Raw genomic sequence first — 23,755 nt, 5'->3', positions numbered from 1 at the left:
CCAACCGCGTTGGCACCGGTGGCAGTTTGCGCCTCCCGCGATGTGGGCAAACACATTACACCCTCTTTTTTCACAGTTTTGACCCCCTTAGTATGTTTTCCCTAACTCCCCAGGACATATTCCTCCAGACTAACGGCGGTCTGGATATCATCCTGAAATACTACCCCCAGGCAGAACCAGCGACCCGGAGTCGGAACCATAAGTTTGCAATACGTGACGAGAAAACGCCATCTAGTACTCTTCGTGAATATAACGGTACGTGGTGGGTGAAGGATTTTGGCGGGGGGGACCGCGCCATGAACGCCGTTGATATTGTCATGAAGGAGCGGGGGCTGGACTTTGCCGACGCGCTCCGTGCCATCGCGGATGATTTTGAGATAGAAACCGAAGAGCGGAAGTTCAAAAAAGCCCAGGCCCGGTACGAGCGACGCGCGGCGAACGAAGACGAAGCCGAAGGCGAAGTTAAGTGGGTTGAAAAAGATTGGACGACCGATGAGTTTAAGTCCATTTTCGCTGAAAACATATGGACTTACCTTTCCAAAAAAGGTGCTGACTCGTCCAAAAAAGAGAAACCCTCTGATGAAACCGGCTATAAAGCAGCACTTAAACTATGTAAAGAATATAATCTGTATAGCCTTCAATGCTATTCAATCGTGAGTCCTGACAAAAACACGGGTGTACTCACTGTTCATACTTTTTTCTCAACGGACATCTACCCCATCCTGATGTTCAACGAGGGCCAGTGGCAGAAGTTCTATAAGCCCAAAGAGCGGGACCCGCAGTTCCGTTTTTTCTCGTCCGGGAAGAAGCCGGAAAACTATATGTTCGGCATTAGCCAGGTGGTAGAGAAATGGCAGGACCTTCAGAAGAAGAAAAAAGACGACGAAGACGACGAAGAGGGCGAAGGTACTTCCGTCAAGCGGGAAGAAAAGTTGCCGGAGGTATTGCTCTGTACCGGTGGCTCGGATGCCCTGAATGTGGCGGCTCTGGGCTATCCGGTGGTGTGGCTCAACGGTGAAACCGCAACGCTGGAAGGCTACCAGGTTAGCCGCCTGATGGGGTATGCTGAAAAGCTGTATAACCTGCCCGACATCGATGAAACCGGCAAGCGGGAGGCGTTAAAAATCGCTCTTAAGTATTTGGATATCCATACTATTTATCTGCCTGAAGAACTGCGTCGCCGTCGTGATCTGCGTGGAAAGGCCTGCAAGGACATACGAGATTACTTCCGGTACTACAACGACAGGGATTTTGAGAACCTGCTGAAAAGAGCCTATCCCTTAAAGTTCTGGGATGAAGAGATTAAACGTAACCGGGAAGGTAAGGTTGTTAAAAAATACGGCCGGCTACAATTTGACTACAAGCCCAACAATGAGCTGATCTATAACTTCCTGTACCGGATGGGATTCGGTCTGATGGATATGCCCTCGGAAAAATCGGGGGAAGTGCTGATTCAGGTGGATGCCCATATTGTCAAGAAGCTGGAATACAAGCATGTGAACCGTTTTGTAAAAGGCTTTCTGGATCAGATCCACGCCAATATAGATCTGAAAAATGCCTTTCACCGCAGCCCCCACTTTTCTGATAAGTCGCTGGCCAACCTCCGGGAGATCCGTCTGCCATTCGATGACCATGACCGGGACTATCAGTACATGTTCTTCCCGAACGAAATCTGGAAGATTACCAAGGATGGGATCGAAACCAGCAAGCCGGCCCAGTGTGACCGCTACGTATGGGAGGAAGAGGTCATTCCGCACCAGGTGGAGTTGAAGGAGGCGCCTTTTACGATATTCCGGAATGACCGGGGCCAGTGGGACATCACCATCCACCGCTACGATTGTATGTTTCTTCGCTTCGCGATCAATACCAGCCGGGTATTCTGGCGGAAGGAGCTGGAAGATCAACTGGATCAGCTCTCCCCGCAGCAGAAACTTGAGTACCTGCAGCAACACCGCTGGTCCATTGATGGCCCGCTGCTATCGGACGAAGAGATTCAGGAGCAGAAACAGCACCTGATCAGCAAGCTCATCAGCTACGGCTACCTGCTGCACCGCTACAAAGACCCGGCCAATCCGCTTTGTGTGTGGTCGGTGGACTATAATATCGAGAACTCGGAGGATAGCAATGGCGGTACCGGTAAGTCGATGTTTTATCAGTCGCTGTATGACCTGATGAAAAACGAGTACTTCGACGGCCGGAATGACAAGCTGACGATGAACCCGCACTTGTACGAAAATATCAGTGAGCATACCGACCTGATCTTTATCGACGACGCTTCGAAGTACTTCAATTTCGATTTTTTCTATTCTGTCATCACCGGCCCGCTGAAAGTAAACCCGAAGGGTACCCAGGGGTATACGATCCCGTTCTCGAAGTCGCCTAAGCTGTGCATTACCTCGAACTTCCCGCCCAAGAAGAATGATAAGACGACCCGCCGCCGGCTATGGTTTACGGCCTTCTCGGACTACTACCACAAAAACCCCAACGGGGAGTACCGCGAAGAGCGGACGCCTATCCAGGAGTTTGGCAAGTCGCTGTTCCGGGAGTTTTCGGAAACCGAGTGGAACCTGTTTCTGAATACGGCGGCCTACTGCTGCCGTGCCTGGATGCAGCATGGCCAGGTGGAGCCGCCGATGGAAAGCCTGATGATGAACCAGTACAAGAATGCCATGGGTGAAACCTTCCACGCCTGGGCGGATGCCTACTTCTCGGAAGCCAATAAGCGGCTGGACCGCATGGTACCTCACTACATGGCGCTGGAGACGTACAAGCGGGAGGGGCAGGCTAACCTCAGTTCGCAGGGCTTCAACGAGAAGCTACGCAACTGGTGCTACTTCAAGGGCTACACCCTGAACCCACCCGATGCGCTCAATACGGGGGATAAGCGGATTGTGAACTGGCTGCCCAAGAAGAAATTCCAGGGTGGGGAGTGGGTCGATACCAATACCAAAGAGAGTGTGGTGTGTATCTACATCCAGACGGATGAGAACATCCCCATTACGAAAGAGGTCTCCGATGACCTGCCCTTCTGATCGAATGTAAATCAATTCTATAACACTTTAATCATTGATACCTATGCCAATGCCATTGCCAAGACTCCCCAAAGACTTCCCCACTTCTGTTCAGGATTGGGCCGAAGGCTATTTTACCCACGAAGCGAAGCGCCTGAATTGTGCCGTACCTATACAGCATGCGATTGAAGCGTATAAGCTGGTTGGTAAAGGCTCCATCGATTATAAAACATTCATTGAAAGATTGAAAAGTTGGGCTGAATCAAAAGGGTATGTCTACAATCCGAAGGAGGTAGTTAACACCCGGGATGGATATTTCACCTTGGACATACCAGATGTAAGCTATTACCGTGGTGCAAGAGTCGAAGATCGCTCTGAAACAACTATTGCCATCTGCGCCTACATCCAAACCAGCCCGGATATACCTATACCTGTCTTCACAACCCGAAAATCTTTTTGGGACTTAGTAACAGTGGATTACCCACTCGACTGATCGCTGTACATCCATCCTATCACCACTTAAAGTAAATCATGATGAATCAGGAACATCCATCACCTTACGTCACCTTCGTCGATTGGGCCGAAGCGTACTTCACTCCGGAGCGATTGAATAAGAAACTCCCCGTTATCGAGTTGAAGGAGAGTTATTGCCTGGTTGGCAAAGGGACTATTAGTATCCCACGTTTGATGCAGCAACTGTCGGCATGGTGTGCTGTCAAAGGATATGTCTACAATCCGGAGCACCTAAAAAATTCACAAGGACGCATATTGGGCTATGTTCCTCAATCTGAACTAGTAGATGGCATACCGGTACCTACGGGCCGTAAGCACTATGTGGTTTGTGTGTATCTCCAAGCCGAAGTCATCCCTGAGTCTGTCCATTGAAATCAAATCCCAGTCTTTTTACCAACTATATCAAAATCCTATTTATGTCACGTCACAATGAGACTATGGGCGTTGTTGCCAACCCCGCCCAGTACTACCTCGAATGGAATTCTGAAAAAGCGGCCTTCTGCTACTACGATAAGGACTCGTCGGAACAGGTACCTATGAAGCTTCCCTTCAAATTCCTGGCCCTGAAATTCATGACCTGTATTACGGGCTTTAACGAAGACAAAAAGCTGGGCATCTACTCCAACGAAGTGATAGACACGCGCTTTGAGAACCTGCGCGTATCCTTTCGCGATAACTCCCCCATCGCTACCGGACTGTACAGCCAGATCAAAAACGTAGTGAATGGATCGGGGGGTAAGTTTACCCGCTCGATCTATGCGATGAGCACCAAGGGTGTCATCATCAATATCAAACTGAAAGGCGCTCAGCTGCTCAACTTTGGTACCATTGAGAAATTTGGGAAACGCTGGCAGGATGAGTGGATCCTGGTGAGTGAGTTTGAATCCCGTGAGCACGAAGGTAAGCCATATACCGTACCTAAGTTCGGGTTTGGTGGTGCGCTGTCGGTGGTGGATAATGGATTGGCTAATACTGCCTATGATATTATTGATAACTACTTCGTGAGCAAACAGAGTGCTCCGCCGGTAGCGACTACGCAGGCTCAGGCTCGTCCAGCCGTAGCGGATCCGCTGCCGGCTTCGCTCACCTGGTCGGAGAATGACAACGACGATCTGCCCTTCTAAGCTATTACCCGGCCAGCCCCGAAGGTGTTGGGGCTGGCCACTACCAAATCTCCAACTATAACTGAAATCACGGAATGAAAAAGAACCCACGTAAAGTTGCAATTGCCAGTCACGCATTTGCTCCCCAGAAGAAGGAGGTGCCTGTCGTGGTGAGCGCCACCAAAATGAAAGCTTACGGAGCCAACCTGATGCTGGCAGATCTGGCGGTGATCCTGCTGGCCGGGATCGATCCGGCCATGGCCCCGCAGCTGAAACCTATTACGAATAAGCTCAGGCAGGATACCATCCAGCGCTGGGGGGATGATTACCCCCGACTGGTATCGTGTAAGAATGTGCTCGACACCTTCGCCCGGAAGCTATTGGAGTGCAAAGATCTGCAACAGGTGTACCTGGCGCTGAACGCGGTGGAAGCGATCAATACCGGCAACTTGTTCCTGGCGGCCGATGATCAGGAGGTGATTATGGTGGATAAAGATCAATAACCTTAGAAACCATGAGCATAGATACCTACGACGATGATGACTGGGAGGCCTTCGATGATGATGACGATGATGAGATCATAGAGGTAGAAGCCTATCCGGTACGGGGTTGGGAGTGCCTGATCTGTACGCATCAGCAAGGCCCAAAGCAGGATAAAACCTGTGAGCACTGCGGGCACTCGGATCTGGATCCGATTTCGGACCGCCCCCTTTCCCCCCTTTGAAAATTTTGAATACCCATTTGTAAGACTGTAAATCAATTCAAACCACTTAAAGAGATGAAAAAGACAAGAAGAACTATGGCCTTGTGCCGAAAGGAGGTGCGGGATGTACGGGGATAGATGCCTGTACTGCGACCGCCCGGCCATCGCGAATGTGCTCGGTCGCTCGACCCGCTGCGCTACCCACCAACGGATGTACGACGAAGATGCCCAGGATAACGCCAGCGCGAACCGCCTGGCTGACCTCTCGAAGGATCCGTTCAGCCCGATCAACCGGATTTACTACAACGATTTACCAGAACTCTCAATTCCCTCACCTGTATGTTGATGACGATCGAAACTGCCCGTACCCGTCCGCTTTCGGTGGACACCCTGCTGATCCCTTCTCTCCGGGAAGGACGCAAAAGCCAGACCCGCTGCCTTTCGGAGCTGGAAAACATAAACATGGAGCCTGACCGCTGGGAAAACCACGGCATCTACCCTTCGACCTCGGGCGACGGTTTGTACGCCTGGATGAAAGACCGGGACGGCGGCCGGATGATTACGGTGAAGTGTCCCCTGGGTGTAGTGGGTGACCTGCTGTGGATCCGGGAGCGGTGGATTTGCCCGAAGCAGCTGGGTGGTACTTACGTCAGGGAGAAGGCGCTGTACCGGGCGGATATCGCTACTGAAGCGGAAGCCGAGCGCCTGGCCCGCCTGCACGGCGGCTGGCATCCGGCCCATACGATGCCGCTGGCGCTGGCCCGGATCTGGCAACGGATCACCGGACTGTCCGTTCAGCGGGTGCAGGATATATCTGAGAAAGATGCTAAGGCGGAAGGCATTGCCGATGCCGAAGGTGGATTGGGGTACCTGCACTATACGGATCCGCTGGTGATCTGCAACCCAATTAAATCATTCTCCTCCTTCTGGCAGAAGACACGTCCGGATAGCTGGGAGCGGAACGAGTGGGTGTGGGTAGTAGCCCATGAGTCGTATGAGAAAGGAGGTGAGGAGCTATGAAGACATTCAATGTCAGTGTTATTCGAACCGACGAATATGAAATCATAATCGATGAGACGGTTTGGGACGAAAAGGCTCTTTCGGATTGGTCAAAGTCATTTTGGAAAGCAGATTCAGTAAAGGATATAGCAGAAAGCCTGGCTTACGCCATTATGCGCGGGGGAAGCGGTCAAGGATTTATTGAAGGCTTTGGCTACGTCAAGATCCTACGCTTTGATGGCACAATCAAGACTCAGTTTGGCGAAGGTTATACAGCGATTGAAGACAGCCAATATACCGCTGGTATCAGTCTAAAATTGATTAGTGAAGACGAGGATTTTAGTTATGACACCCGCGAGATTAAAGCCAAGAAAGGAGGTGAGGGGCTATGATACTACCATTCAGTACGCATTTCAAAGATGGCCAGCCGAACTACTTCGTGGAGAAGATCATGGCCAGCCTGCCTAATGAAAAGTATGGTAATAAATACGAATATCTTAAATGGGGGGAAGGGACACGCTTCTCCTGGATGATCGACCTCAAAGAGAAAGATGTCCCCTACCGTCCAGACTTAACGTTACAGGCTCCCCGTCCTAAACTACACACATTCCGAGGTGACAAGACCCGACGATGGAAACCAGGTATGACGATCCACGCCGTACTGTTCAACCGGTCGAAGCACTACTGGCAGTTTTCTGAAATGGATTGCGTGGGTGTGCAGAATGTCCTGATGGAACGGCAAGCGCATACACGTATCCGGCTTCAATTTGGGGGACCGACGAAGCCCTTTATATGGAGCCAGGAGGATGTGCAGGAGATTGCGAAAAACGATGGATTCGAGAACCTGGATCAATTTGAGCAATGGTTCTTACCCAAGCCTGGAATCTGGCAAGGCCGTTTGATCCACTGGACTTCTCACCGGTACTAGTTCTTCACCTTAATCGTAAAAGCTATGTCAGAGCTAGTACAAGACGAGAAAGCTACCGTGAAGGATCTGACGATCCACCGGAACAGCTGGTGGATGTCGGCCGATGGCAGCCGGGAGTTTGTGGTGGTGGGGATTGGGTACGCCTCGTCCGACCGGGGCTTTATGCCGGAGCACTACTCGGTACTGGAACGGGGGAGCCTGCTCCCCTACCCGGTAGCCTGCCAACTATGGAAAGACCAGGTTAAGGCGGGCAAGATCAGGCAGGTACTACATAGACGGGAAGGAGGTGAAGGGTGAGCCCAGGCTACATTGACTACGGAGAAGCCCTGTTCCTGGTTACCATAGGGTTAGCGGTAGGATTCTTCCTTGGTGTTTTGTGGACTACCCGGCAGATGACGCGCCCTGATCGGGCTGCATCTCCTGCACCACGCCGTCCCTCCTGTCCGCCTAATCCGAACGCTCCCTCACAGGTGGAGCGGGTAGCGATAGAAATTTGTCGGATACTCGATGATCAGATAGATATACTCCCGACGAGTCCGATCCATGAACGGCTCCGGGAAGCGATGAAACAACCTAAGTATAGAAAGGAGGTGAAAGGTGATGGATGAAAGCGCTGTAAAGTTTCAGATCCGGTGGTTTTCGCCCAGGGACAATCAGGATGAAACTGCCAAGCTCAAAGTATGGTCAGACTGGGAACTGGACTACCTGCGGGCCAACTACAAGAGCGAATCCCGACGTCAGATGTCACAGGTACTTGGTCGGAGTGTGCAAAGTATCTCGACGAAAGCCTTCAAACTGGGAATTAGCGCGCGACCTGCTCCTTCGGCAGCCAAGCAAAGCCGATCGGGTGTACGAACGTTATTCAGTCAGGAGGATAAGGCCTACATCCGAAATAACTATATGCACCTGTCCAACGAGCAACTGGCCCGCACCCTGAAGATTCCACCATCGACGCTGCGCGCTCACCTCTATCGTCATGGGCTGCGCCGGAATGAACCGGCCGTTGCCTGGACACCCGAGCAGGAAGCCATTGTGAAAGCGCACTATGCCGAAAAAGGGGATGTAGAACTGGCCGAACTTCTGAACGCTCTGTTTCCGGACGACAAGCGGACTTTCAGTAAAAAGTCGGTATGGAAGAAACGGAGCTTGCTCGGGCTGATCCGAACGCCTGAACAGGTCAAATCGATTATGCAAAGTGCATTTAACCGCGCGCGCTGTGACACCATTATTCAAAACAGCGGCTCACTCAACTACTCGGATGGCTACGTGGCGTATGCCCTGGCGACCAAGAGGAATCCGGAGCTGATTCCGGAGATGCTGAAACATCCGGAGCTGATCGAGCTGAAACGTGAACAATTGAAACTGAACCGTCTCTTAAAATCCTCTAATCACGATGAATCCTGATCAAACCCAGCACCTGGAACTCCGAGCCAAGGCTATGGTCGGCCGACGCTACCTGTGTCAGCAGGATGGATGCGCCCATAAAATTGAGAGCTACCTGGTAAAAGATCAGCAGTTTGTGCTGTACACGAGTAAGCGTCTGTTTGCGGTGGATCTGGTGGATGCGTCGGGGCTGCTGAATCAGTTTGTGGTTCCGCCCCCAGGGGGAACCGGCCCATGCGCCCCTATTCCAGGTCCCCTGAAAGGGATCACAGACCGACGCAAGGAGGCTCCGATCCGAACGGTATACGTACCTGGTCACTACACCCCCACTCATATGAAAGCGCTCGTCGATACGCCCGATACAGGTAATCTGGATTGGGGAGTGGCCCACCGGGGCAAAATGAAATCAATTCCATCAAAATCTATGAAGAAGTCGAATCAAGATCCGGATGCCGTCGTGGCCGAAGCCCTGGCGCCCCCTTTGAAAATGAACCTCGGAGAATCAGACCGTCCGAAGACTACCCAGGCACAGGCCGCTCGTACGCCCAGGGCGACGTCTCGGAAAGAGAAGGCTCCCGCCAAGCCCCGAAAGACCAAGCAAACCACCCGCACTCCCCGGAAGCTGAAAGCAGCTGCTGCTCCGGAGCCGACCCCACCTAGCCCGGAGGCCGAGCGGCGCGAACCGGCTCTGCCTCCCATGGCCATCGTCCTGCCGGAAGTGCCTACGACGCCGGCTCTGCCGACCGAAGAGGCTTCGGTACCCGCTGTGCAGACGCTTTCGGTGGTACCGGAGCTGAAAGAGATCCTGATGGAGAATATCCGGATGGTGAAGCAGGATAAGGCCTATATCGGTCAGGCGAATGCCATCAACGATTCGGTGAAGACGCTGATTGACCTGGCTAAGACGGAGATCCTGGCCATTACGGCCTGCCAGCGGCTGCAACTGAAGTAGCCGAATCAACATGCTACCTGTGCCACTGGTGATCTGTGGCACTGAATCAATATTCCTGCCTATTATTTCCAAAGAGACTGAGCAGGCAAACTTAATTATAACTTTTATGACTCCAGAAAAAGCATTAGAAATCAAGGCCTTTGCTAAAACATGGATTACTAAGGTGGTAGCCAAGCGTAAGGACTATCGGGAGCGTCTACTAACGGTATTAGACGATCTTTTCCCCGATGATATAGCAGTATGGGACCCTTATGATATGTTGGATTGTAAAAATTGGGATGAGGGCGAATCTTACAAAATGGGAAATGGACGCACTTGCTACAGGCAAAGCATGAGTAGCCGCATGGACGATCTAATCGAGTATGACTACGAAAGCTGGGGGTTGAGCAAAAAAGGTAAGGATGATTTTATCTGCACTATACGAATTGCTATTGACCTGTTCATTCAACAGTCGGGAGGCGTAGTTGGCTATACAGTAGGCGACCTACGAAAGGCTTTTGACGGAAACATTCCCGAAGAGATTGCAGCAGGCTTTGAAGGAGGAGATATCCGTACCGCCCCCGACAGCGCCGGTGTTTGGCTCTAGATATGCCATAAGCCAAAGCTAGCTACAGTCGGCTATGTATCATCCAATTATTTATAGACTTTAACCATTAAATAATAACATTCATGCACGTAAAACTTGTATCCCTGACTCAATCATTTGTTGAAGAAAAAGGGCTCTCTCCGGAGGAGCTGATTGTGTACATCGCCCGGGTGAGTAACCCGTCCAACCAGCTGAACTCCGAAACCTCTGATAAACTGCTGGCCTACCTGGTCAAGAACAAACACTGGTCGCCTTTCGAGATGGTGGACATGACGGTGGAGATCGTGACGAGCCGGGGCATTGCTCAGCAGATCCTGCGCCATCGGTCCTTCTCGTTTCAGGAATTTTCGCAACGGTACGCCCGGGTGAATGACATGGAGCCGATGCAGCTCCGGTACCAGGCGGAGAAGAACCGCCAGTCGTCGGCCGACGTACTGACGGAGGAAGACCAGGCGTACTTTGATGGGCGTGTGCAGGAGCTGATGGCGCTCTCGCAGACCATCTACACCGAGATGCTAGACCGGCAGGTGGCGAAGGAGTGCGCCCGGTTTGTACTGCCGATCACGACGCAGACCCGTATCTATATGAAAGGGAGTATCCGGAGCTGGATCCACTACCTGCAGATACGCTGTGATGCCCACACGCAGCTGGAACACCGGCAGATTGCGCTGGCCATCCGGGATGTGTTTGAGGCGAACTTCCCCCACATTGCAAAAGCCCTGGCCCTATGAGCGAGCAGGTAAATTCAGAAGGACAAGTTCATAATAAGAGTTCACTGTTACCACCTATTGTCATCTATACTAAGACACGGCTGATTAAGGTGAAGGTCTATCGTGGATCTGGAGGTTGGTACGTGCAGGGTAATGCACATGTGTACCTAGTTGATTACACCTACTGCATTTACTTTCTAGGCTTCCTTATTCACTCTGTCCGGATAGAAAAGATAGATGGTGATACTGCCAGGAAAATGTTTCAGTCGAATTAAATACTATTTACCCTCTCGTGCCACGGGTGATCGTGGTGCGGGGAATCAAATAAAATATCTCACTTTCAAAACTGACTTTTCAGACATGACACAATCTATTAACTCAATCCGCTTAGTACAGGAGTTTCATGAAGTATTTAACCATACGGTGGCTTCTGCTCCTACCCTGCCTGATCAGGCGACTGTCTCCTTCCGCGTGAATTTTATGATAGAAGAGTTGAAGGAGCTGCAGACCGCCGTGGAAGAGGGTGACCTAGTGGGATTGGCGGATGCGTTGGGCGACATCCAGTACGTGCTGGATGGGTTCTTTCTTAACTGCGGGTTGCATCCATATAAGGATGCCATTCTGGAAGCTATCCACCGTTCCAACATGACGAAAGCCTGTACCAGTGTGGAGCATGCCGAGCAAACCATTGCCTCGCTGCGCGATGTGGGGACGGAGGCGTACTATGAGCAGGTGGGGGACTATTATATCGTAAAGCGGACAGGTGACGGTAAGGTGATGAAGGCACTGGGCTTCGCGCTCCCGAATCTGGTGGGGGTGCTCAGTACTGGAGTCATCGAACAGCAGATTGAAGGATAAAACCTAACGGTGCCACGGGTAATCCGTGGCACTATCTCAAACTCATATCAATCCCCTATTCATGGACAATCAAACTTTACAGCAGGAGCTTAGTACCCCTGTCACCTTCCTGGATCATGTGGTCCCCATTGCTCAGCGATTCAATCACGTTGAGAAAAAGCTTAAGACGTTTCAACAGCAGCTGGCCGGCGTCAGACCGGTAACCATCGAGGGCTATCCCCTACTGGATCTTGCAAGCAGCCAGGCCATTTACCGGAAGGCCATCGAGGCTACGGAGCAAGAGTTGTCCGAAGTCGGGAGGGAATTCTATGACGAGCTGAATCGCTACGTTCAGCAGTATCGAGCTCTTCGCGAACCGGCCGTACCGGATGATGACTTTCCGGAGATCCCGGTGAATGAGCCTAAGCGCGATATCACTGGCTAAATAAACTCCCCGCACCACGGGTGAACCGTGGTGCGGGTACTAAAAGACTGAATAATGGAGACACTTCACCTGCAAGTTGGCGACTGGATCCTTGCTAATTATTGGCACCGTCCCGGCATTATCAAAAGGATTCTACTTATTGAGCAAGAGCATCTCTACTACTTGACTTACGTCAACCTTGACAACTTTTTGCTTGATGGCAAAAAGTTTACGGAGAACCTAAGTCATAATAGCTATCTCAACGGCTACCTGCCCGAGGCAAGCTGCTGGCGCTGCAAGACGATGCCTGCCGACTTTATCATTAAGGTCCCTACCCCTCAGGTCATTTTCGAAGCAACGGATCATAGAGGCCAGTATACATTATTTTAACTAATCAACTACTAGTCAATCTATGAAAATGTATAGAGGTACAGCCCCTTGTCCAGGATGTGATAGGCCCGGACTCGAAGATGCTAGACCAACAAAAAACGGTTTATGTTTCAATTGTTTTACTCTGCTTAGGTTGGGTCGAAAGCAGCAACTCGCTCTGGATATTCTAGACAAGAATGAATTTGTGCTTGTGAGGTTTAGAACCTGCTTGTACTGGCTTACTATAGACGGCAGGCACCGGGTAGAAGAATTAGACAAAGCTATTGTTAAAATTTTTCAGTCTGTAGCTATACCCGGAGGATCCTACGAGCAAGCCGCAGAACACTTGTACATAGGTCTCCAAGCTGGTAGTTATATTTTCGAAGGGGTTATAACTCGAGTTCAATACGAGGCAGTGAAAGCGATGGTGGGGGCTATCAATATTTTCATTTCAAATCATGTTGGAGACATACGGGAGCTGGAAGAAAAGGCATTTAAGGCTGGTCAAAACTTACTTCTCAGTCTTAATAACGATCCGAACTTTCTAGAAAAAACGAACTATCAAGCGAGATGATGACCAGAGTACCATTAAATCATAATCCTATTAACTTCAAAAGCACTTAACTATGAAATGGAATAATGTAAAAGATTTATCCGAATTGGATGCTACGGTATTGGTACGTCATAAGGTATCTGGTGAAACCTATCACGTACTGGGCAACTACGGTCAGCACGTGGTAGGAGTCAGAAGCGTCGATATCACCAACCCTGATGAATGGGAGTTCAGCGCTGACTGGAATGAAAGAAACGATCCGGAAGAAAGAACGCCAGAAGCTCGGGTGATGAGACATGCCATGCTGACCAACTCCGCGTACAACACTCGCTTCTGTTCACAGATGCATGTGGGTATCTACGATGAAATCGAAACATTGCCGGGCGTACGCTACGAACATCTGGTTGCCAACAAAGACCTGTTTTGTGAAGCATCTCTGAAAACCATTCGTATGTTCGGGGAAGAACTAAACACCAACTATCTGGATAAGGGATTCAAATGCTTTTTCCATCCACTCATCGAGGTGGATAAGGATATGAATGAAATAGAGAAGCTGGCTTTCAGGATGATGGATAAGCGGGGTGTGGTGTATTTTTCGGATAGTACTATGTAAACCTTTGTACCAGGTACCGGTGCCACTTGGGTGGCACTGGTAGCAAGAAAGCCCCGGCATTGGTCGGGGCTTTGCTGGTATAAATCCGGAATATCTACGATATTGGGAGCTGTACTAAAACCAAAAAACCACTACCATGCCTATTCAACATAATCAGCCAATTGGAGATAAAACAGGTACCATTGTTTCACTTGGTTTCAAAGATGTGGATGTCTTATCCATGATCGAGCCTTTTGACGTACTGGTACTTAATTATAATCCCAGTAAACCGAAGGAGAAAGAAAAGAGTGATCCAGAGGAATCAGAGGATACTGAGGAGATTTTGTACCCGACGCACATTGACCAGGTGAAAGGTGAGGTGGTGTATTTTAAGTTTGGCAGTATTGAATCAGTTGAAACCCTGATCAAAGGACTTGAAAATGTCCGGGATACGATGTGGGCGATTAATAAGGTAAAAAGACTGGAAGAGATTAAAGCATTAAATAAGAAGGAGTCGGCACCAAGTAAGGGTAAGCCAGGCCGTAAGAGTAAGAAGGATACGTCTTCGGAGGATTAATACTGAATGCGTTTCGATCTGGGCTAACATAGAACTTACCATGGACGAGAATCAGAAGAAACTGGTACAGCTGCGTACGAAGCTGACTTTTTATAGGAAGCTGGAAAAGAAGATACAGAAGGTACAGCGGGGCGAGCTGTCGCTGGATGACTGGATGAAAGAGGTGGATCTGAAGATATTCGGGATGGAGGGCGAGTTGACGGATCTGATGCTGGACATGAACCTATCGGAGGAGGACTGGCAGGAAGAAGAGTAGCAGGTATTATTGTCTGTACAGATAATAGAAGCCCCGGCCGATGGTCGGGGCTTTGTTTTTAGGTTACCAATCTCCGGATTGGGCTCCACGGATGGCTTTTTCAAGAGTATTGACAATAATCATTGACTCTAAATATGAATCATAAAAGGCCTGTAACATACGGGGCTTAGACCGTCCTTTGGGATTGACAGGATAGGAGTTTGACACTTTTATTGGTGCATGGGAGTAGCCACCAGTGTAATTAGCTGCCTGTTCGTAGTTTGATAATGATACTGTGATTCGGGATCTGCCTTCTTTGGTATCTATCTGTACCATATAGTTGACGTCAAAGGGAACGGGATCAGGATCGAGCATATAGACTATCCCAGGATACTTGCCTTTGCCAATGATGGTACCTTCCTCTTTATCCTGTGAGACTATGAGGGATGGACCACTACTATACTTGGCTATAAAATAGGCCAGCGCTCGGGTATAGATTTCATCCTTGGATAAGCTAGGTACTTCGACGACACGTTCAAAGATAACATTCCCCTTGTCGTCCAACAGGTATCTGCCTTCCAGCTCAGCCAGCATCCGCGTAGACGTTTGGGCGTAGCTGGTGGATACGATCAGGAGTAGTCCCAGGAGTATTTGTATAGTAGTTTTCATGCGGTGGTGGTAAAGGATTGAGCGGGTCAATCTAACGGACGCCCAGCTGGACTACAAATAATTTTACTTAACGGTAGGGAGGGGACTCACATGATCCGGAGTTGTATCGAAGTCAGGGTTTAATCAGATCTTATTAATCATATATCATTCTTAATGCCGAATTTTGGGGAATGAAACTTCGCAGATTGCTCAGGCGCGTCTGGCGGAAGATCGGTAGAAACAGAATATTGACGAAACTGACGAAAAAAATTACTGAAATAACTCTTGACGATCTGGCTCAATGGCTTTACGATGAAGCCAAAGAATTCTTAATCGAGTTTTTGTCAGAGTAGCCGTAAGGCTTCGGGTTAATGGAAAGACCCAAGCCTTATCACAAGAAAGCCCCGGCCAGTGGTCGGGGCTTTCTTGTTGCGTTTTTTGCGGTGTTTTGCACTTCCGAAATGAAAGTAGGCCCTATATCTGATTATCAACGGCTTAGCTCTTGACAGGGCCTTTATAAATGTATAGGTTTGTTAAAAATGAAACTCTATGAAGAGAAACTACTATTCTACTTTTAATCGCTCGTGCCCCTTTACGTCATCTTGCTCAGGGTATATCTATTTCACAGGTGTCTTCGAAAAAAAGGAGTATCCCACTGATTATTGGCCTATGCATGAATGTACGAAATGTAAAGCTGCAGAAAGCATATGTCGTGTCTATTACCTTAAACACAGCTGTCGTGCAGCCCTTATCAAAGACAGCCGACAGCTGATTTACAGCTCAGGCGAAGGCGATGAACTTGATACTGATTATGCTTGGTATACCCATGACAATGGTCATGATCCTGCTTGTGAATTTGTCATGACAAATCAAGAATTCAAGGATATGTTAGCTACCAACCAAGTAGTACTGCTTAAGTAAAGTTGATAGAGGACATAAAGAAAAGCCCCGGCCATTGGTCGGGGCTTTTCTTGTGAGGTGGAAATGATACTCCTACGCATCAAGATTAAGGAAGTGTCGTACTATTTACAAAAATGTCTCGCAATTCAAAATTATCGGTATGCTTGCTTGGTAGCACAAATCCAGAGCATTAGTCTTGGTTAGATTTTACTAACAAAAACTGTACTAACCATGGCAAGAGGAATCCGAAAGCGGAAACGATTAGATAAGAATTACCCTCAGCGAGACTACGTGATTGGTACACTATCGTTATTAACAGAGCTATTCAAACTTTTAAGAGCTACCATAGAGTATGGCTTGTGGGCTGGCCTTATCTGCTCTCCACTATACCTATCCTTCTGCTTTCGCTTTAACATAGGCGTAGAGGGTAGGCTTGCTGATCCCGAACATCTCGCATATCTCCTTTACCGTTTTTTTCTTGGAGTGGTAGGTCTGGATGGCCAGCTCCCGTAGTTCGGGTTTGAGCTGCTCCGGACGTCCGCCTTTGCGGCCGCGCGCCCGGGCAGCAGCGAGGCCGGCGTTGGTCCGCTCCTGGATCAGGTTGCGTTCGAACTCAGCCAGGGCGCCGAAGAGGTGGAAGACGAGTTTGCCGGTACTTGTACTGGTATCGATGGATTCGTGCAGGCTGCGGAGGGCTACGCCTTCGGCATCGAGGTAGGTGACCCATTCAATCAGATCACGGAGGGAGCGGCCCAGGCGGTCGAGCCGCCATACCACCAGGGTATCGCCGCGGCGGAGCTGCTTCCGTAGTTCGGTGAGGCCGGAGCGGTCGGAGACGGTACCGCTGATCTTATCGGTGTAGATGCGTTCGCAGCCGGCAGCACGCAGCTGGTCTTCCTGGGCGTTGAGATTCTGGTCCTGCGTGGAGACCCGGGCGTATCCTATGAGCATGGCTATTCTTCTATAAGTGAATCATAATTGACTAATATATCGCATTGGCTGAACAGTTCTTTGGTGCCACTTTCAAGGAAGATGAAACGAAACATTTGTGGTGCCTTGTCAACCAGCCGTATGTTAATTGTGTCATCCTCCGGATTGTTGATAGTAAAGCTCCCCAAGAAGATTTCTTCCGGTGACGGATCCGGCATGATGGCTACGATGAGTGTCTTCGTGTGGAGTGAATGCGGCGCATGTCCCTTGATGCGGAAGTTAAAGGTATAGCACTCGCCAGATTTTGTTATCTGGTAATTTTTTACGGTTTTCATAGTAAAGAAAGTCGTTTATACCTGAAGATAGTTGACGTAGTTTTCTTTACCAAGTTTCTTTACTGCCTTTCACTGGGTTTAGCCTGGTAAAGGTACCGGTGGCAGAGCAGGCAGGAAAACCCTCGTTTTCTTTACCCGAATTAATTGATGTTATCTTGCATTAGTTTTGTAGATATAGACTTTACATGAAGCAGCAGGTTATAGATATTGCCAACCGGGCCATTGCAGAACTCGAGGTCCGGATGGAAGAGTGCCAGAAAAAGGATGAGATCGACTTTGTATACGAAAACTACGAGCTATATTACGAAGGCGGCAAGGAGGCCATCGCCATCGTGGAGGCCTGGGCAGAAAAGAATGGGCTCGTGATGGACTGCGGTGGAATGACTGGCAATTACCCGATGCACTGGATCGAGTTCGTGTTTCCTTTTACTAAAAGGCACAACTTCCCAAAGAAACACGACAGGTAGCCCTACGTACTTATTTCATGCTCCTTGCTTACCTGTGAGGGATCTGTGTTTTAATCCTTACCTCGCTATGATCTCAGCTGCTCCACTTTAACGATCCGAAAAGCGTATCTGCAGGACTACGGTCTGCCCGTGGGCCGTGGATGGTGTTTGGGATATGCCGGTGAGGTTTGATTCGCTCCGGGGCGTGGAAATGGCGGAGCATAAAACAAATATGTAACCGCTTATCTACAATCTACACCTCTTACAAAGAATAGTACAACGATTGAGCCGCTTTTGCGGCTTTTTTTTGTGGCTGCTCCGTTTCTTGTATTTTTTATTTTAAAATCATAGAAAAACTTTGTAAGACTGTAAGGAACCTAGGCAAAAGGGGTGTAAGGGGATGAAAGACAGTAGTTTATATATCTTACAATTCATTTATTTTTTGTAAGAATAAAGTAAGTCTTACAAAAAGTTTGTAAGAAAAAGGGGGTGAAACTCAGGCTGTTGGCTCCTTACAAATCCTTACAGAAAAAATGAGGGTATTGGAAAGTTTTGTAAGAAGGCTTATATTGCTGACAGTCAGGGGATTATTACATACTTACATACTTACAAAGTTTTTCCACGTTTAGGTCACAGCAATTGTTTGTGTCGAATGCGGTGCGAAACGTTTGTGAGGCAGTCAGACCCGGAAATGTCCAACCATTTTTCCCGTCTGTGAATGCTATTTCCAATTATGTGCGACAGGATGACGCACAATTACCTCCAGGTGAAGCTGTCTGGAAAACCATTGGCCCAGGGGTCCCCGATGTGGGACTGGGTATTTCTGATTGCCCAGACGCCCAAGTATAACTTACGCGAATTGGATGGGAGCAAGCTGCCGGCGCTCCCGATGCGCTACCAGGTAGAGCTCATGGACTTCCAGAACCGGAGGTCGGTGGAGCTGATGAACCCGATGGAGTGCTACATGTTTTGTAAGCACGTGGAGTGGTTTGTGCGGGTGGAACTGATGCACCTGCTCGACGAGAGCGAAAACTACAACGATACCTTTTTTGATTTTCAGGAGAAGTACGGGCTGAGTGACCTGGACTTCAGCCGGGATAATATGTACCAGTGGTACGAGCGCTACCATAAGGGCATGATCCCCCAGCGGTACCGGGCACCGGTAGATGGCTGGCTGTATGATCACCTGGGGTGAGGGGGAATTTGTTGGGGAACCATGGTAGTACGTCGATACTAAATTATACCAATCTGTTCCAGAAGCATTTTGCCTAAATGAGTTGTATCAGTGCCTGATATTCTCGGCTTCCCTTTGTAAGGATCCTGCTTCGAAGTTTTGGTCATTGAATCCATTCGGTAACGATGGAAAATTAATCCTAATCTTTCCAGATGTAAGTCATAGGTTTCTTTGAAAGCTGTTTTTTTTTGTTTCTCATTTCTATCTGTAAGCTGAGTAAAAGTAGTGATAGGATAGAGTACACCCTCATGTAATTTTCTAAACTCCCAGTCGGAGTCATTCCTTACTCCATAGTGTAACTTCAAGAGGATAACTTCTATATCATTCAACTCTTGAAGTAGCTTTAACAAATATTTTGATTCCTCTAACCGGATCGCTTCGTTGGTTAAGCCTTTGGTAACAATAGATGCTATATATTTCCTTCTTTCATCCGTTATAGCCCGGGATGCCTGAAAGAAGCTTTCTTCGATCAAATCAATAAACTCTTCATCCGATTTTAGCTTATTTAGAATCTCGATCGGTACCATTGACAAGCGTTCATCCAACTCTATGGCGTATTTAGTCAATCTATCAATCCTTTGATTTGGGATGATGTTTCCAACTAATTCAGAAAGCATTGATCCAGCAAAAGGCACCATTCCTAATCCTCCTTTTAGAAGTGAAGCCAAGCGGTCCATATTGTTATCGTCAAGGTTTTTTTTCTCCATGATCAATCGGGCAGGCAGTAAGAGTTTATGATGATTAAAACTAATAGTTACAGGAGAATATTAATGAATAAAAAGTGTAGATACTTCCATTCGAGCGTCTTTTTTATATATGACCAATGGTAGTGATCAGAGCGGACTGTCCAACTGGTGGAGCGGATAGTCAGCTACCTTTGAAATGATTTAGATTAAATGGTGTGGATATATATGTAGAAACCCTTCGGCAGGTAGTGTCGAAGGGTTTTTTGTTGGGGGACGGTAGGTTCGGGCTATGAACGAGATAGCCTGGATTCAAGATAATAACCCGGCCGGGGTGCTGCTGCTGGAATGTAGTCCGCAGCTGGTCCTGCACGGCGGAGTGCCGCGCCTGGTACTGGGGGCGGTGGAACTGACGACCGCTTCGCCCTGGCTCCGCATCTACGGGTCAGTGAATACCAAAAGCTACGAAGAAGATGAACAGCCGACGGAGCACGGCTCGCTGTACGCGGTGAACGCGTCGGCTTTTGTGCCGGGTGATACGGAGCCGATCCGCCAGCTGCTGAAAGCGATGCAGTGGCACCGGTGGGTGGTGCGGGTTACGGATGCCATGGGGGTAAAACGCCAGGCGGGTACCCGCTCGGAGGGGCTTGATCTGGTGGCCAGCTTCGGGATCAGTCCGGAGATGTCGGGCGAGCGGGGGTACCGGATCCGGTTGGGCGGATCGCTGACAGAGCGGCCGGTGATAGTCGCGTAATGCGTGCGTAGAACTGTCGAATGGGGTGTGGCAGGAAGTGACGTATTTACCGTCCACTAACAGACCCAGACATAACCTCACTTTCCCATGAAAAAGCAATGAACAGAAACTTCCACTTAGTCTCGGCCATCCTGCGGGGTCCGTGGTTCATCCAGGAAGAGTGGGCTGAAAGCCATCTTCCCCTGGTGGTGAACTTACTGGAAGGTAAGCCCTGGCCGGCCGAGCTGGCGACCCGGGCGAAGACGCTGCGCGTGAAGGCCTGGGACGACGACGATGACAATGAGCCGGACGAAGATCCCTGGCTGCCGATGGACATTGTGGAGAATGTGGCCATCGTGGGGATCAGCGGGCCGATGACCAAGTACGGCGGGCTGTGCTCGTACGGTACGCTTGACTACATCAAGGCCATTGAGACTGCGTATAACGATGACCGGGTAGAAGCGGTGCTGCTGAAAGTGGATTCGCCAGGTGGCGAGGTCCGTAGCATTGCAGACCTGTATGACCTGGTGAAGCTGAATCATAAACCGGTGGTGGCTTTTGTGGAAGACATGGCCGCGAGCGCGGCGCTCTATGGCATCATAGGCGCGCAGCACATCCAGGCCGCCCAGGCTACCAATGAGGTTGGCAGCATCGGAGTGTACACGACCTTCCGGAACTACTCGAAGTACCTGGAAAAAGCGGGTATCTCGCAGAAGTCGATATACAGCCGGTTGAGCACCGAGAAGAACATTGAGATCCGGGAAGCACTGGACGGCAAGACGGAACTGCTGGAAGACCATCTGGACGTGCTGGCTACGGCCTTTATCGACGCGGTGAAAGCGGCCAGGGGCAGCAAGATCAATCTGGAAGTAGCGGATCCCTTTAAGGGCAAAAGCTTCTTTGCGAAAGATGCCCTGGCGATAGGCCTGATCGACGAGATCGGCCCCTTATCGGTGGCTTTTGAACGGGCTCAGGCTCTGGCGGCGGGTCGTAAGGTCAAACCGACCGCTGGTAGTACTACGCAACCTTTTTCACACTCTAATAACCAATCCCAAACAGACATGTTCGGAAACAAATTCACAAAACTCTCGGCCCTCGCGGGCCTAGCGACCGCGATGATCACCGATACGCAGATCGAGGAAGCGAACGCCCAACTGGCCGAACGTGGCATCGAGGGGCTGACGCTGGTGCGGAATGCAGACCTGGAAGTAGCGGCAGGGCTGGAAAGCCAGCTGAACCAGGTAAAAGGCCAGGTAGACAGCCTGACCAAAGAGCGCGACGATGCCCAGGCTGAAGCGGCTAAGGTGACGGATCTGCAGGCGCAGGTCCAGAAGCTGACCGAGGAGCGCGATGCAGCTCAGGCCGAAGCGGCCAAATACGGCAAGCAGCCGGATGGGGAGCCCGCCAAACCGGTGAAGAAGGCCGAGACCATCGAAGGAAGCCAGGGCGAGAACCCATTCCTGAGCCAAACGGATATTGAGCTGGCTGCTCTGAAACAGAAGGCCCAGCTGAATTAATACCTGCGTAGCCCTCCCTACCTGACAATCCGCAGGGGCTATGTCCCCTGCTTTTAACGAAGTACAACAAACCCATATTAATAACTATCTGCGATGTTACAACCTGTGAATGACATCACCGCTATCCAGAACTACTCTGGACAGTATGCGCCCTCCATCATCCGTGCGATCACGGAGCAGCTGAGTGTGGCTGATGATATGTACGTGATCCGGAACCTGACGGCTCCGCGTAAACTGTGGCGCTATGTGGCCAACAAAGGCTTGCGGCCCATTGATACTTCGGTAGAAGATACTACCCGCGAGCAGGGGAAATTTTCGAGCCGGACCATTACGCCCAAGACGGGTATGAAGATCCTGAAGGTGATCCCTGAGGAACTGCGTCAAACCTTCCTGTCGGAGCAGCTCGACCCGAACGCGAAGGAGTACCCACAGGGATTTTCGCAGTACTTCTGGGAAGAGCAGGGTAAAGCCCTGGCCGAAGAGATCGAGCTAAACGTGGGTGATTCATTCGATCCGGATGATATCGCGGCGTTCGACGCGGCCGATACCTATACAGTAGGTGAGATCGTGAAGTTTACGCGCAGTGCTACGGATGGCGAAGAGTTTTTTGAGTGTATCTCGGCCACTACGGCGGCGCAGAGTCCGACTACTCATCCGGCGAAGTGGGAGAATGCGAACGCTCGTTGTGTAGTGAAGGGTATCTGTACCATTGTTAAAGAGGAGCGTACCGCAGGTAACCTGGCCGGCAACGTGATCAATACCGGTGCTATTACCAACACCAACGCGCTGACGGTAATCGACGGCTCGATGTGGGATGCGATTCCGGAAAAGGTGAAGAAAGTCGGTGTGACATTCTATGTGTCTCACTCGGTATTCAACAAACGTGTTAAGGCGCTGCGTCAGGTGAAGAACGATGGTACCTACTACACCGAAGCCGAAGTGAAGGAACTGCGTAATCAGATCATTGACTCCAACGGCAAAGGGGTGATCAAGGCCTGCTCTTGGATGGGTGAAAGCCAACTGATCATCGCTACAATAAAGGATAACCTGGTGATGGGTACCAACCAGCTGAGCGACTTCAACTCGATCGGCAAAATGGTGGAGACACTGCACGGCTATAAGACGATTCTGAAAATGATCCTGGCGTTCCAGGTGCAGGATCTGTCGGTACTGTTCGTGAACGACCAGAACTAAGCCAGGTAAGCTACTGCCGCGCGAACCCTGCCGGTCGGTAGGGTTCGCTCTTTACCCATTCTCTTCATTAAATTTTCCATTTGACATGGCGAAAAATACTACCGCTCCTGAGGGTACTCAGGAACAGACCGGCGAGCAGGCCCAGGCGGCACTGCTGGCCCAAAAGGATGCCCAGATTGCGGAGCTATCCAGGCTGATGGATGAGCAGGCTCAGCTGGTGCTCAGTTTAGAAGCTCAACTGAAACAGCCTGACGGAACACAAGCCTTGATTGAGTCGCTTCAAGACGAAGCCAAGGTTCTCCTTGAACAAAGGAGCGCGCTAACCAAGGAAGTGTCTTCGCTAAGAGACGAACTGGACACTGTAAAGCAGGAGCTAGACGTAGCGGCAGAAGTAATCGCTGACCTAAAAGGCAAAGTGGCCGAAGTACAATCCCAGAAAGGTGCCGAAATCGTCAAGGGTAAAAAGGTACTGAAGGCTGGTGACCGGAAGTACACGCTCGCCTTCCCGGTGACCTTCGGCGGTCGCCTGGTGACTGAAGACGTACTGGCTGAAGACGAGGCGCTTCTGGCGGAACTGGTGGCTTCGGGCAGCGGCGCGCTACGCGAGGTAGAATAGGTACCTGGTTGTTATTATTTTTTCATTCTAAAATACACTTAGCA

34 protein-coding genes are annotated in these 23,755 nt (G+C 50.0%); 30 read left to right on the top strand and 4 right to left on the bottom strand.

Translation table 11 applies throughout. The features are described from left to right. Positions 1–92 precede the first annotated feature (92 nt). From JUB14_RS01560 to JUB14_RS01450, 23 genes are all read left to right on the top strand, one after another. On the top strand, positions 93–3,032 hold the full coding sequence (locus JUB14_RS01560; protein WP_207503884.1) for a primase-helicase family protein: 2,940 nt from the start codon (positions 93–95) through the stop codon (positions 3,030–3,032). Between the two features lie 49 nt (positions 3,033–3,081). After that, on the top strand, positions 3,082–3,504 hold the full coding sequence (locus JUB14_RS01555) for a hypothetical protein (protein WP_207503882.1): 423 nt from the start codon (positions 3,082–3,084) through the stop codon (positions 3,502–3,504). A gap of 38 nt (positions 3,505–3,542) precedes the next feature. Then, positions 3,543–3,896 carry a hypothetical protein gene (locus JUB14_RS01550; protein ID WP_207503880.1) on the top strand — a complete coding sequence of 118 codons (354 nt, stop codon included), beginning with the start codon at positions 3,543–3,545 and terminating at the stop codon, positions 3,894–3,896. 44 nt (positions 3,897–3,940) lie between these two features. Continuing rightward, a complete protein-coding gene (locus JUB14_RS01545) occupies positions 3,941–4,648 on the top strand; it encodes a hypothetical protein (RefSeq protein ID WP_207503878.1) in 708 nt (235 codons plus the stop codon). Between the two features lie 74 nt (positions 4,649–4,722). Beyond that, positions 4,723–5,130 (top strand): hypothetical protein, encoded by a 408-nt coding sequence (locus JUB14_RS01540; protein WP_207503875.1) that lies wholly within the window; start codon positions 4,723–4,725, stop codon positions 5,128–5,130. Positions 5,131–5,141: 11 nt separating this feature from the next. Next, the gene (locus JUB14_RS01535) at positions 5,142–5,351 is read left to right on the top strand and encodes a hypothetical protein (RefSeq protein WP_207503873.1); all 210 of its coding nucleotides are present in this window, start codon (positions 5,142–5,144) and stop codon (positions 5,349–5,351) included. Between the two features lie 151 nt (positions 5,352–5,502). Then, entirely contained in the window at positions 5,503–5,676 is a 174-nt protein-coding gene (locus JUB14_RS01530; RefSeq protein WP_207503872.1) for a hypothetical protein, read from the top strand. Beyond that, positions 5,676–6,350 (top strand): hypothetical protein, encoded by a 675-nt coding sequence (locus JUB14_RS01525; protein ID WP_207503869.1) that lies wholly within the window; start codon positions 5,676–5,678, stop codon positions 6,348–6,350. Before JUB14_RS01530 ends, JUB14_RS01525 begins: the two co-directional genes overlap by 1 nt. Beyond that, positions 6,347–6,721: a hypothetical protein gene (locus JUB14_RS01520; protein ID WP_207503867.1), complete on the top strand. Its 375-nt coding sequence runs from the start codon at positions 6,347–6,349 to the stop codon at positions 6,719–6,721. Before JUB14_RS01525 ends, JUB14_RS01520 begins: the two co-directional genes overlap by 4 nt. Continuing rightward, positions 6,718–7,257, top strand: coding sequence for a hypothetical protein (locus JUB14_RS01515; RefSeq protein WP_207503865.1), 540 nt, complete (start codon positions 6,718–6,720; stop codon positions 7,255–7,257). The genes JUB14_RS01520 and JUB14_RS01515 overlap by 4 nt, the downstream gene beginning before the upstream one ends. Before the next feature lie 24 nt (positions 7,258–7,281). Next, positions 7,282–7,554, top strand: coding sequence for a hypothetical protein (locus JUB14_RS01510; protein ID WP_207503863.1), 273 nt, complete (start codon positions 7,282–7,284; stop codon positions 7,552–7,554). Further along, positions 7,551–7,865 carry a hypothetical protein gene (locus JUB14_RS01505; protein ID WP_207503861.1) on the top strand — a complete coding sequence of 105 codons (315 nt, stop codon included), beginning with the start codon at positions 7,551–7,553 and terminating at the stop codon, positions 7,863–7,865. The genes JUB14_RS01510 and JUB14_RS01505 overlap by 4 nt, the downstream gene beginning before the upstream one ends. Further along, positions 7,858–8,661 carry a hypothetical protein gene (locus JUB14_RS01500; protein WP_207503859.1) on the top strand — a complete coding sequence of 268 codons (804 nt, stop codon included), beginning with the start codon at positions 7,858–7,860 and terminating at the stop codon, positions 8,659–8,661. Before JUB14_RS01505 ends, JUB14_RS01500 begins: the two co-directional genes overlap by 8 nt. Beyond that, positions 8,651–9,592 carry a hypothetical protein gene (locus JUB14_RS01495; protein ID WP_207503857.1) on the top strand — a complete coding sequence of 314 codons (942 nt, stop codon included), beginning with the start codon at positions 8,651–8,653 and terminating at the stop codon, positions 9,590–9,592. Before JUB14_RS01500 ends, JUB14_RS01495 begins: the two co-directional genes overlap by 11 nt. 10 nt (positions 9,593–9,602) lie before the next feature. Next, complete coding sequence (locus JUB14_RS01490; RefSeq protein ID WP_207503855.1) at positions 9,603–10,178, top strand: hypothetical protein; 576 nt, start codon at positions 9,603–9,605, stop codon at positions 10,176–10,178. A gap of 83 nt (positions 10,179–10,261) precedes the next feature. Continuing rightward, a complete protein-coding gene (gene thyX / locus JUB14_RS01485) occupies positions 10,262–10,909 on the top strand; it encodes an FAD-dependent thymidylate synthase (RefSeq protein ID WP_207503852.1) in 648 nt (215 codons plus the stop codon). A 339-nt stretch (positions 10,910–11,248) separates the two neighbouring features. Next, entirely contained in the window at positions 11,249–11,746 is a 498-nt protein-coding gene (locus JUB14_RS01480) for a pyrophosphohydrolase domain-containing protein (RefSeq protein WP_207503850.1), read from the top strand. Between the two features lie 61 nt (positions 11,747–11,807). Further along, on the top strand, positions 11,808–12,170 hold the full coding sequence (locus tag JUB14_RS01475; RefSeq protein WP_207503848.1) for a hypothetical protein: 363 nt from the start codon (positions 11,808–11,810) through the stop codon (positions 12,168–12,170). 54 nt (positions 12,171–12,224) lie between these two features. After that, positions 12,225–12,539, top strand: coding sequence for a hypothetical protein (locus JUB14_RS01470; protein WP_207503846.1), 315 nt, complete (start codon positions 12,225–12,227; stop codon positions 12,537–12,539). A 22-nt stretch (positions 12,540–12,561) separates the two neighbouring features. After that, complete coding sequence (locus JUB14_RS01465; protein WP_207503844.1) at positions 12,562–13,092, top strand: hypothetical protein; 531 nt, start codon at positions 12,562–12,564, stop codon at positions 13,090–13,092. A 52-nt stretch (positions 13,093–13,144) separates the two neighbouring features. After that, positions 13,145–13,684 carry a hypothetical protein gene (locus tag JUB14_RS01460; RefSeq protein ID WP_207503843.1) on the top strand — a complete coding sequence of 180 codons (540 nt, stop codon included), beginning with the start codon at positions 13,145–13,147 and terminating at the stop codon, positions 13,682–13,684. A gap of 136 nt (positions 13,685–13,820) precedes the next feature. Continuing rightward, positions 13,821–14,240 carry a hypothetical protein gene (locus JUB14_RS01455; RefSeq protein WP_207503841.1) on the top strand — a complete coding sequence of 140 codons (420 nt, stop codon included), beginning with the start codon at positions 13,821–13,823 and terminating at the stop codon, positions 14,238–14,240. A gap of 40 nt (positions 14,241–14,280) precedes the next feature. After that, positions 14,281–14,496 (top strand): hypothetical protein, encoded by a 216-nt coding sequence (locus JUB14_RS01450; protein ID WP_207503839.1) that lies wholly within the window; start codon positions 14,281–14,283, stop codon positions 14,494–14,496. Between the two features lie 63 nt (positions 14,497–14,559). Here the strand turns inward: JUB14_RS01450 and JUB14_RS01445 are convergent, their stop codons facing one another. Then, on the bottom strand, positions 14,560–15,144 hold the full coding sequence (locus JUB14_RS01445) for a DUF4468 domain-containing protein (RefSeq protein ID WP_207503837.1): 585 nt from the start codon (positions 15,142–15,144) through the stop codon (positions 14,560–14,562). 528 nt (positions 15,145–15,672) lie between these two features. On the opposite strand from JUB14_RS01445, the gene JUB14_RS01440 reads away from it, so the two are divergent. After that, positions 15,673–16,044, top strand: coding sequence for a hypothetical protein (locus JUB14_RS01440; RefSeq protein ID WP_207503835.1), 372 nt, complete (start codon positions 15,673–15,675; stop codon positions 16,042–16,044). 369 nt (positions 16,045–16,413) lie between these two features. Here JUB14_RS01440 and JUB14_RS01435 read toward each other — a convergent pair whose 3' ends face one another. Beyond that, positions 16,414–16,974 (bottom strand): recombinase family protein, encoded by a 561-nt coding sequence (locus JUB14_RS01435; RefSeq protein WP_207503833.1) that lies wholly within the window; start codon positions 16,972–16,974, stop codon positions 16,414–16,416. A 2-nt stretch (positions 16,975–16,976) separates the two neighbouring features. Next, positions 16,977–17,288, bottom strand: coding sequence for a hypothetical protein (locus JUB14_RS01430; RefSeq protein WP_207503831.1), 312 nt, complete (start codon positions 17,286–17,288; stop codon positions 16,977–16,979). A gap of 185 nt (positions 17,289–17,473) precedes the next feature. Between JUB14_RS01430 and JUB14_RS01425 the strand changes: the two genes are divergently transcribed. Further along, positions 17,474–17,755 (top strand): hypothetical protein, encoded by a 282-nt coding sequence (locus tag JUB14_RS01425; protein ID WP_207503829.1) that lies wholly within the window; start codon positions 17,474–17,476, stop codon positions 17,753–17,755. Positions 17,756–18,452: 697 nt separating this feature from the next. After that, entirely contained in the window at positions 18,453–18,929 is a 477-nt protein-coding gene (locus JUB14_RS01420; RefSeq protein WP_207503827.1) for a hypothetical protein, read from the top strand. A gap of 38 nt (positions 18,930–18,967) precedes the next feature. Here the strand turns inward: JUB14_RS01420 and JUB14_RS01415 are convergent, their stop codons facing one another. Further along, on the bottom strand, positions 18,968–19,675 hold the full coding sequence (locus JUB14_RS01415) for a hypothetical protein (RefSeq protein ID WP_207503824.1): 708 nt from the start codon (positions 19,673–19,675) through the stop codon (positions 18,968–18,970). 379 nt (positions 19,676–20,054) lie between these two features. Between JUB14_RS01415 and JUB14_RS01410 the strand changes: the two genes are divergently transcribed. The 4 genes from JUB14_RS01410 (at position 20,055) to JUB14_RS01395 (ending at position 23,711) form a co-directional block, all read left to right on the top strand. After that, positions 20,055–20,405 (top strand): hypothetical protein, encoded by a 351-nt coding sequence (locus JUB14_RS01410; protein ID WP_207503822.1) that lies wholly within the window; start codon positions 20,055–20,057, stop codon positions 20,403–20,405. 188 nt (positions 20,406–20,593) lie between these two features. Next, positions 20,594–21,901 (top strand): S49 family peptidase, encoded by a 1,308-nt coding sequence (locus JUB14_RS01405; protein WP_207503820.1) that lies wholly within the window; start codon positions 20,594–20,596, stop codon positions 21,899–21,901. A 105-nt stretch (positions 21,902–22,006) separates the two neighbouring features. After that, positions 22,007–23,095, top strand: a complete 1,089-nt coding sequence (locus JUB14_RS01400) for a hypothetical protein (RefSeq protein WP_207503818.1) — start codon at positions 22,007–22,009, stop codon at positions 23,093–23,095. 85 nt (positions 23,096–23,180) lie between these two features. After that, positions 23,181–23,711, top strand: a complete 531-nt coding sequence (locus tag JUB14_RS01395) for a hypothetical protein (RefSeq protein WP_207503816.1) — start codon at positions 23,181–23,183, stop codon at positions 23,709–23,711. The last annotated feature ends 44 nt before the right edge of the window (positions 23,712–23,755 follow it).

The sequence above is a fragment of the Telluribacter humicola genome (assembly GCF_017355935.1).
Taxonomy (GTDB): Bacteria; Bacteroidota; Bacteroidia; order Cytophagales; family Spirosomataceae; genus Telluribacter; species Telluribacter humicola.
This window is presented reverse-complemented; position numbering and strand designations above follow the sequence as displayed.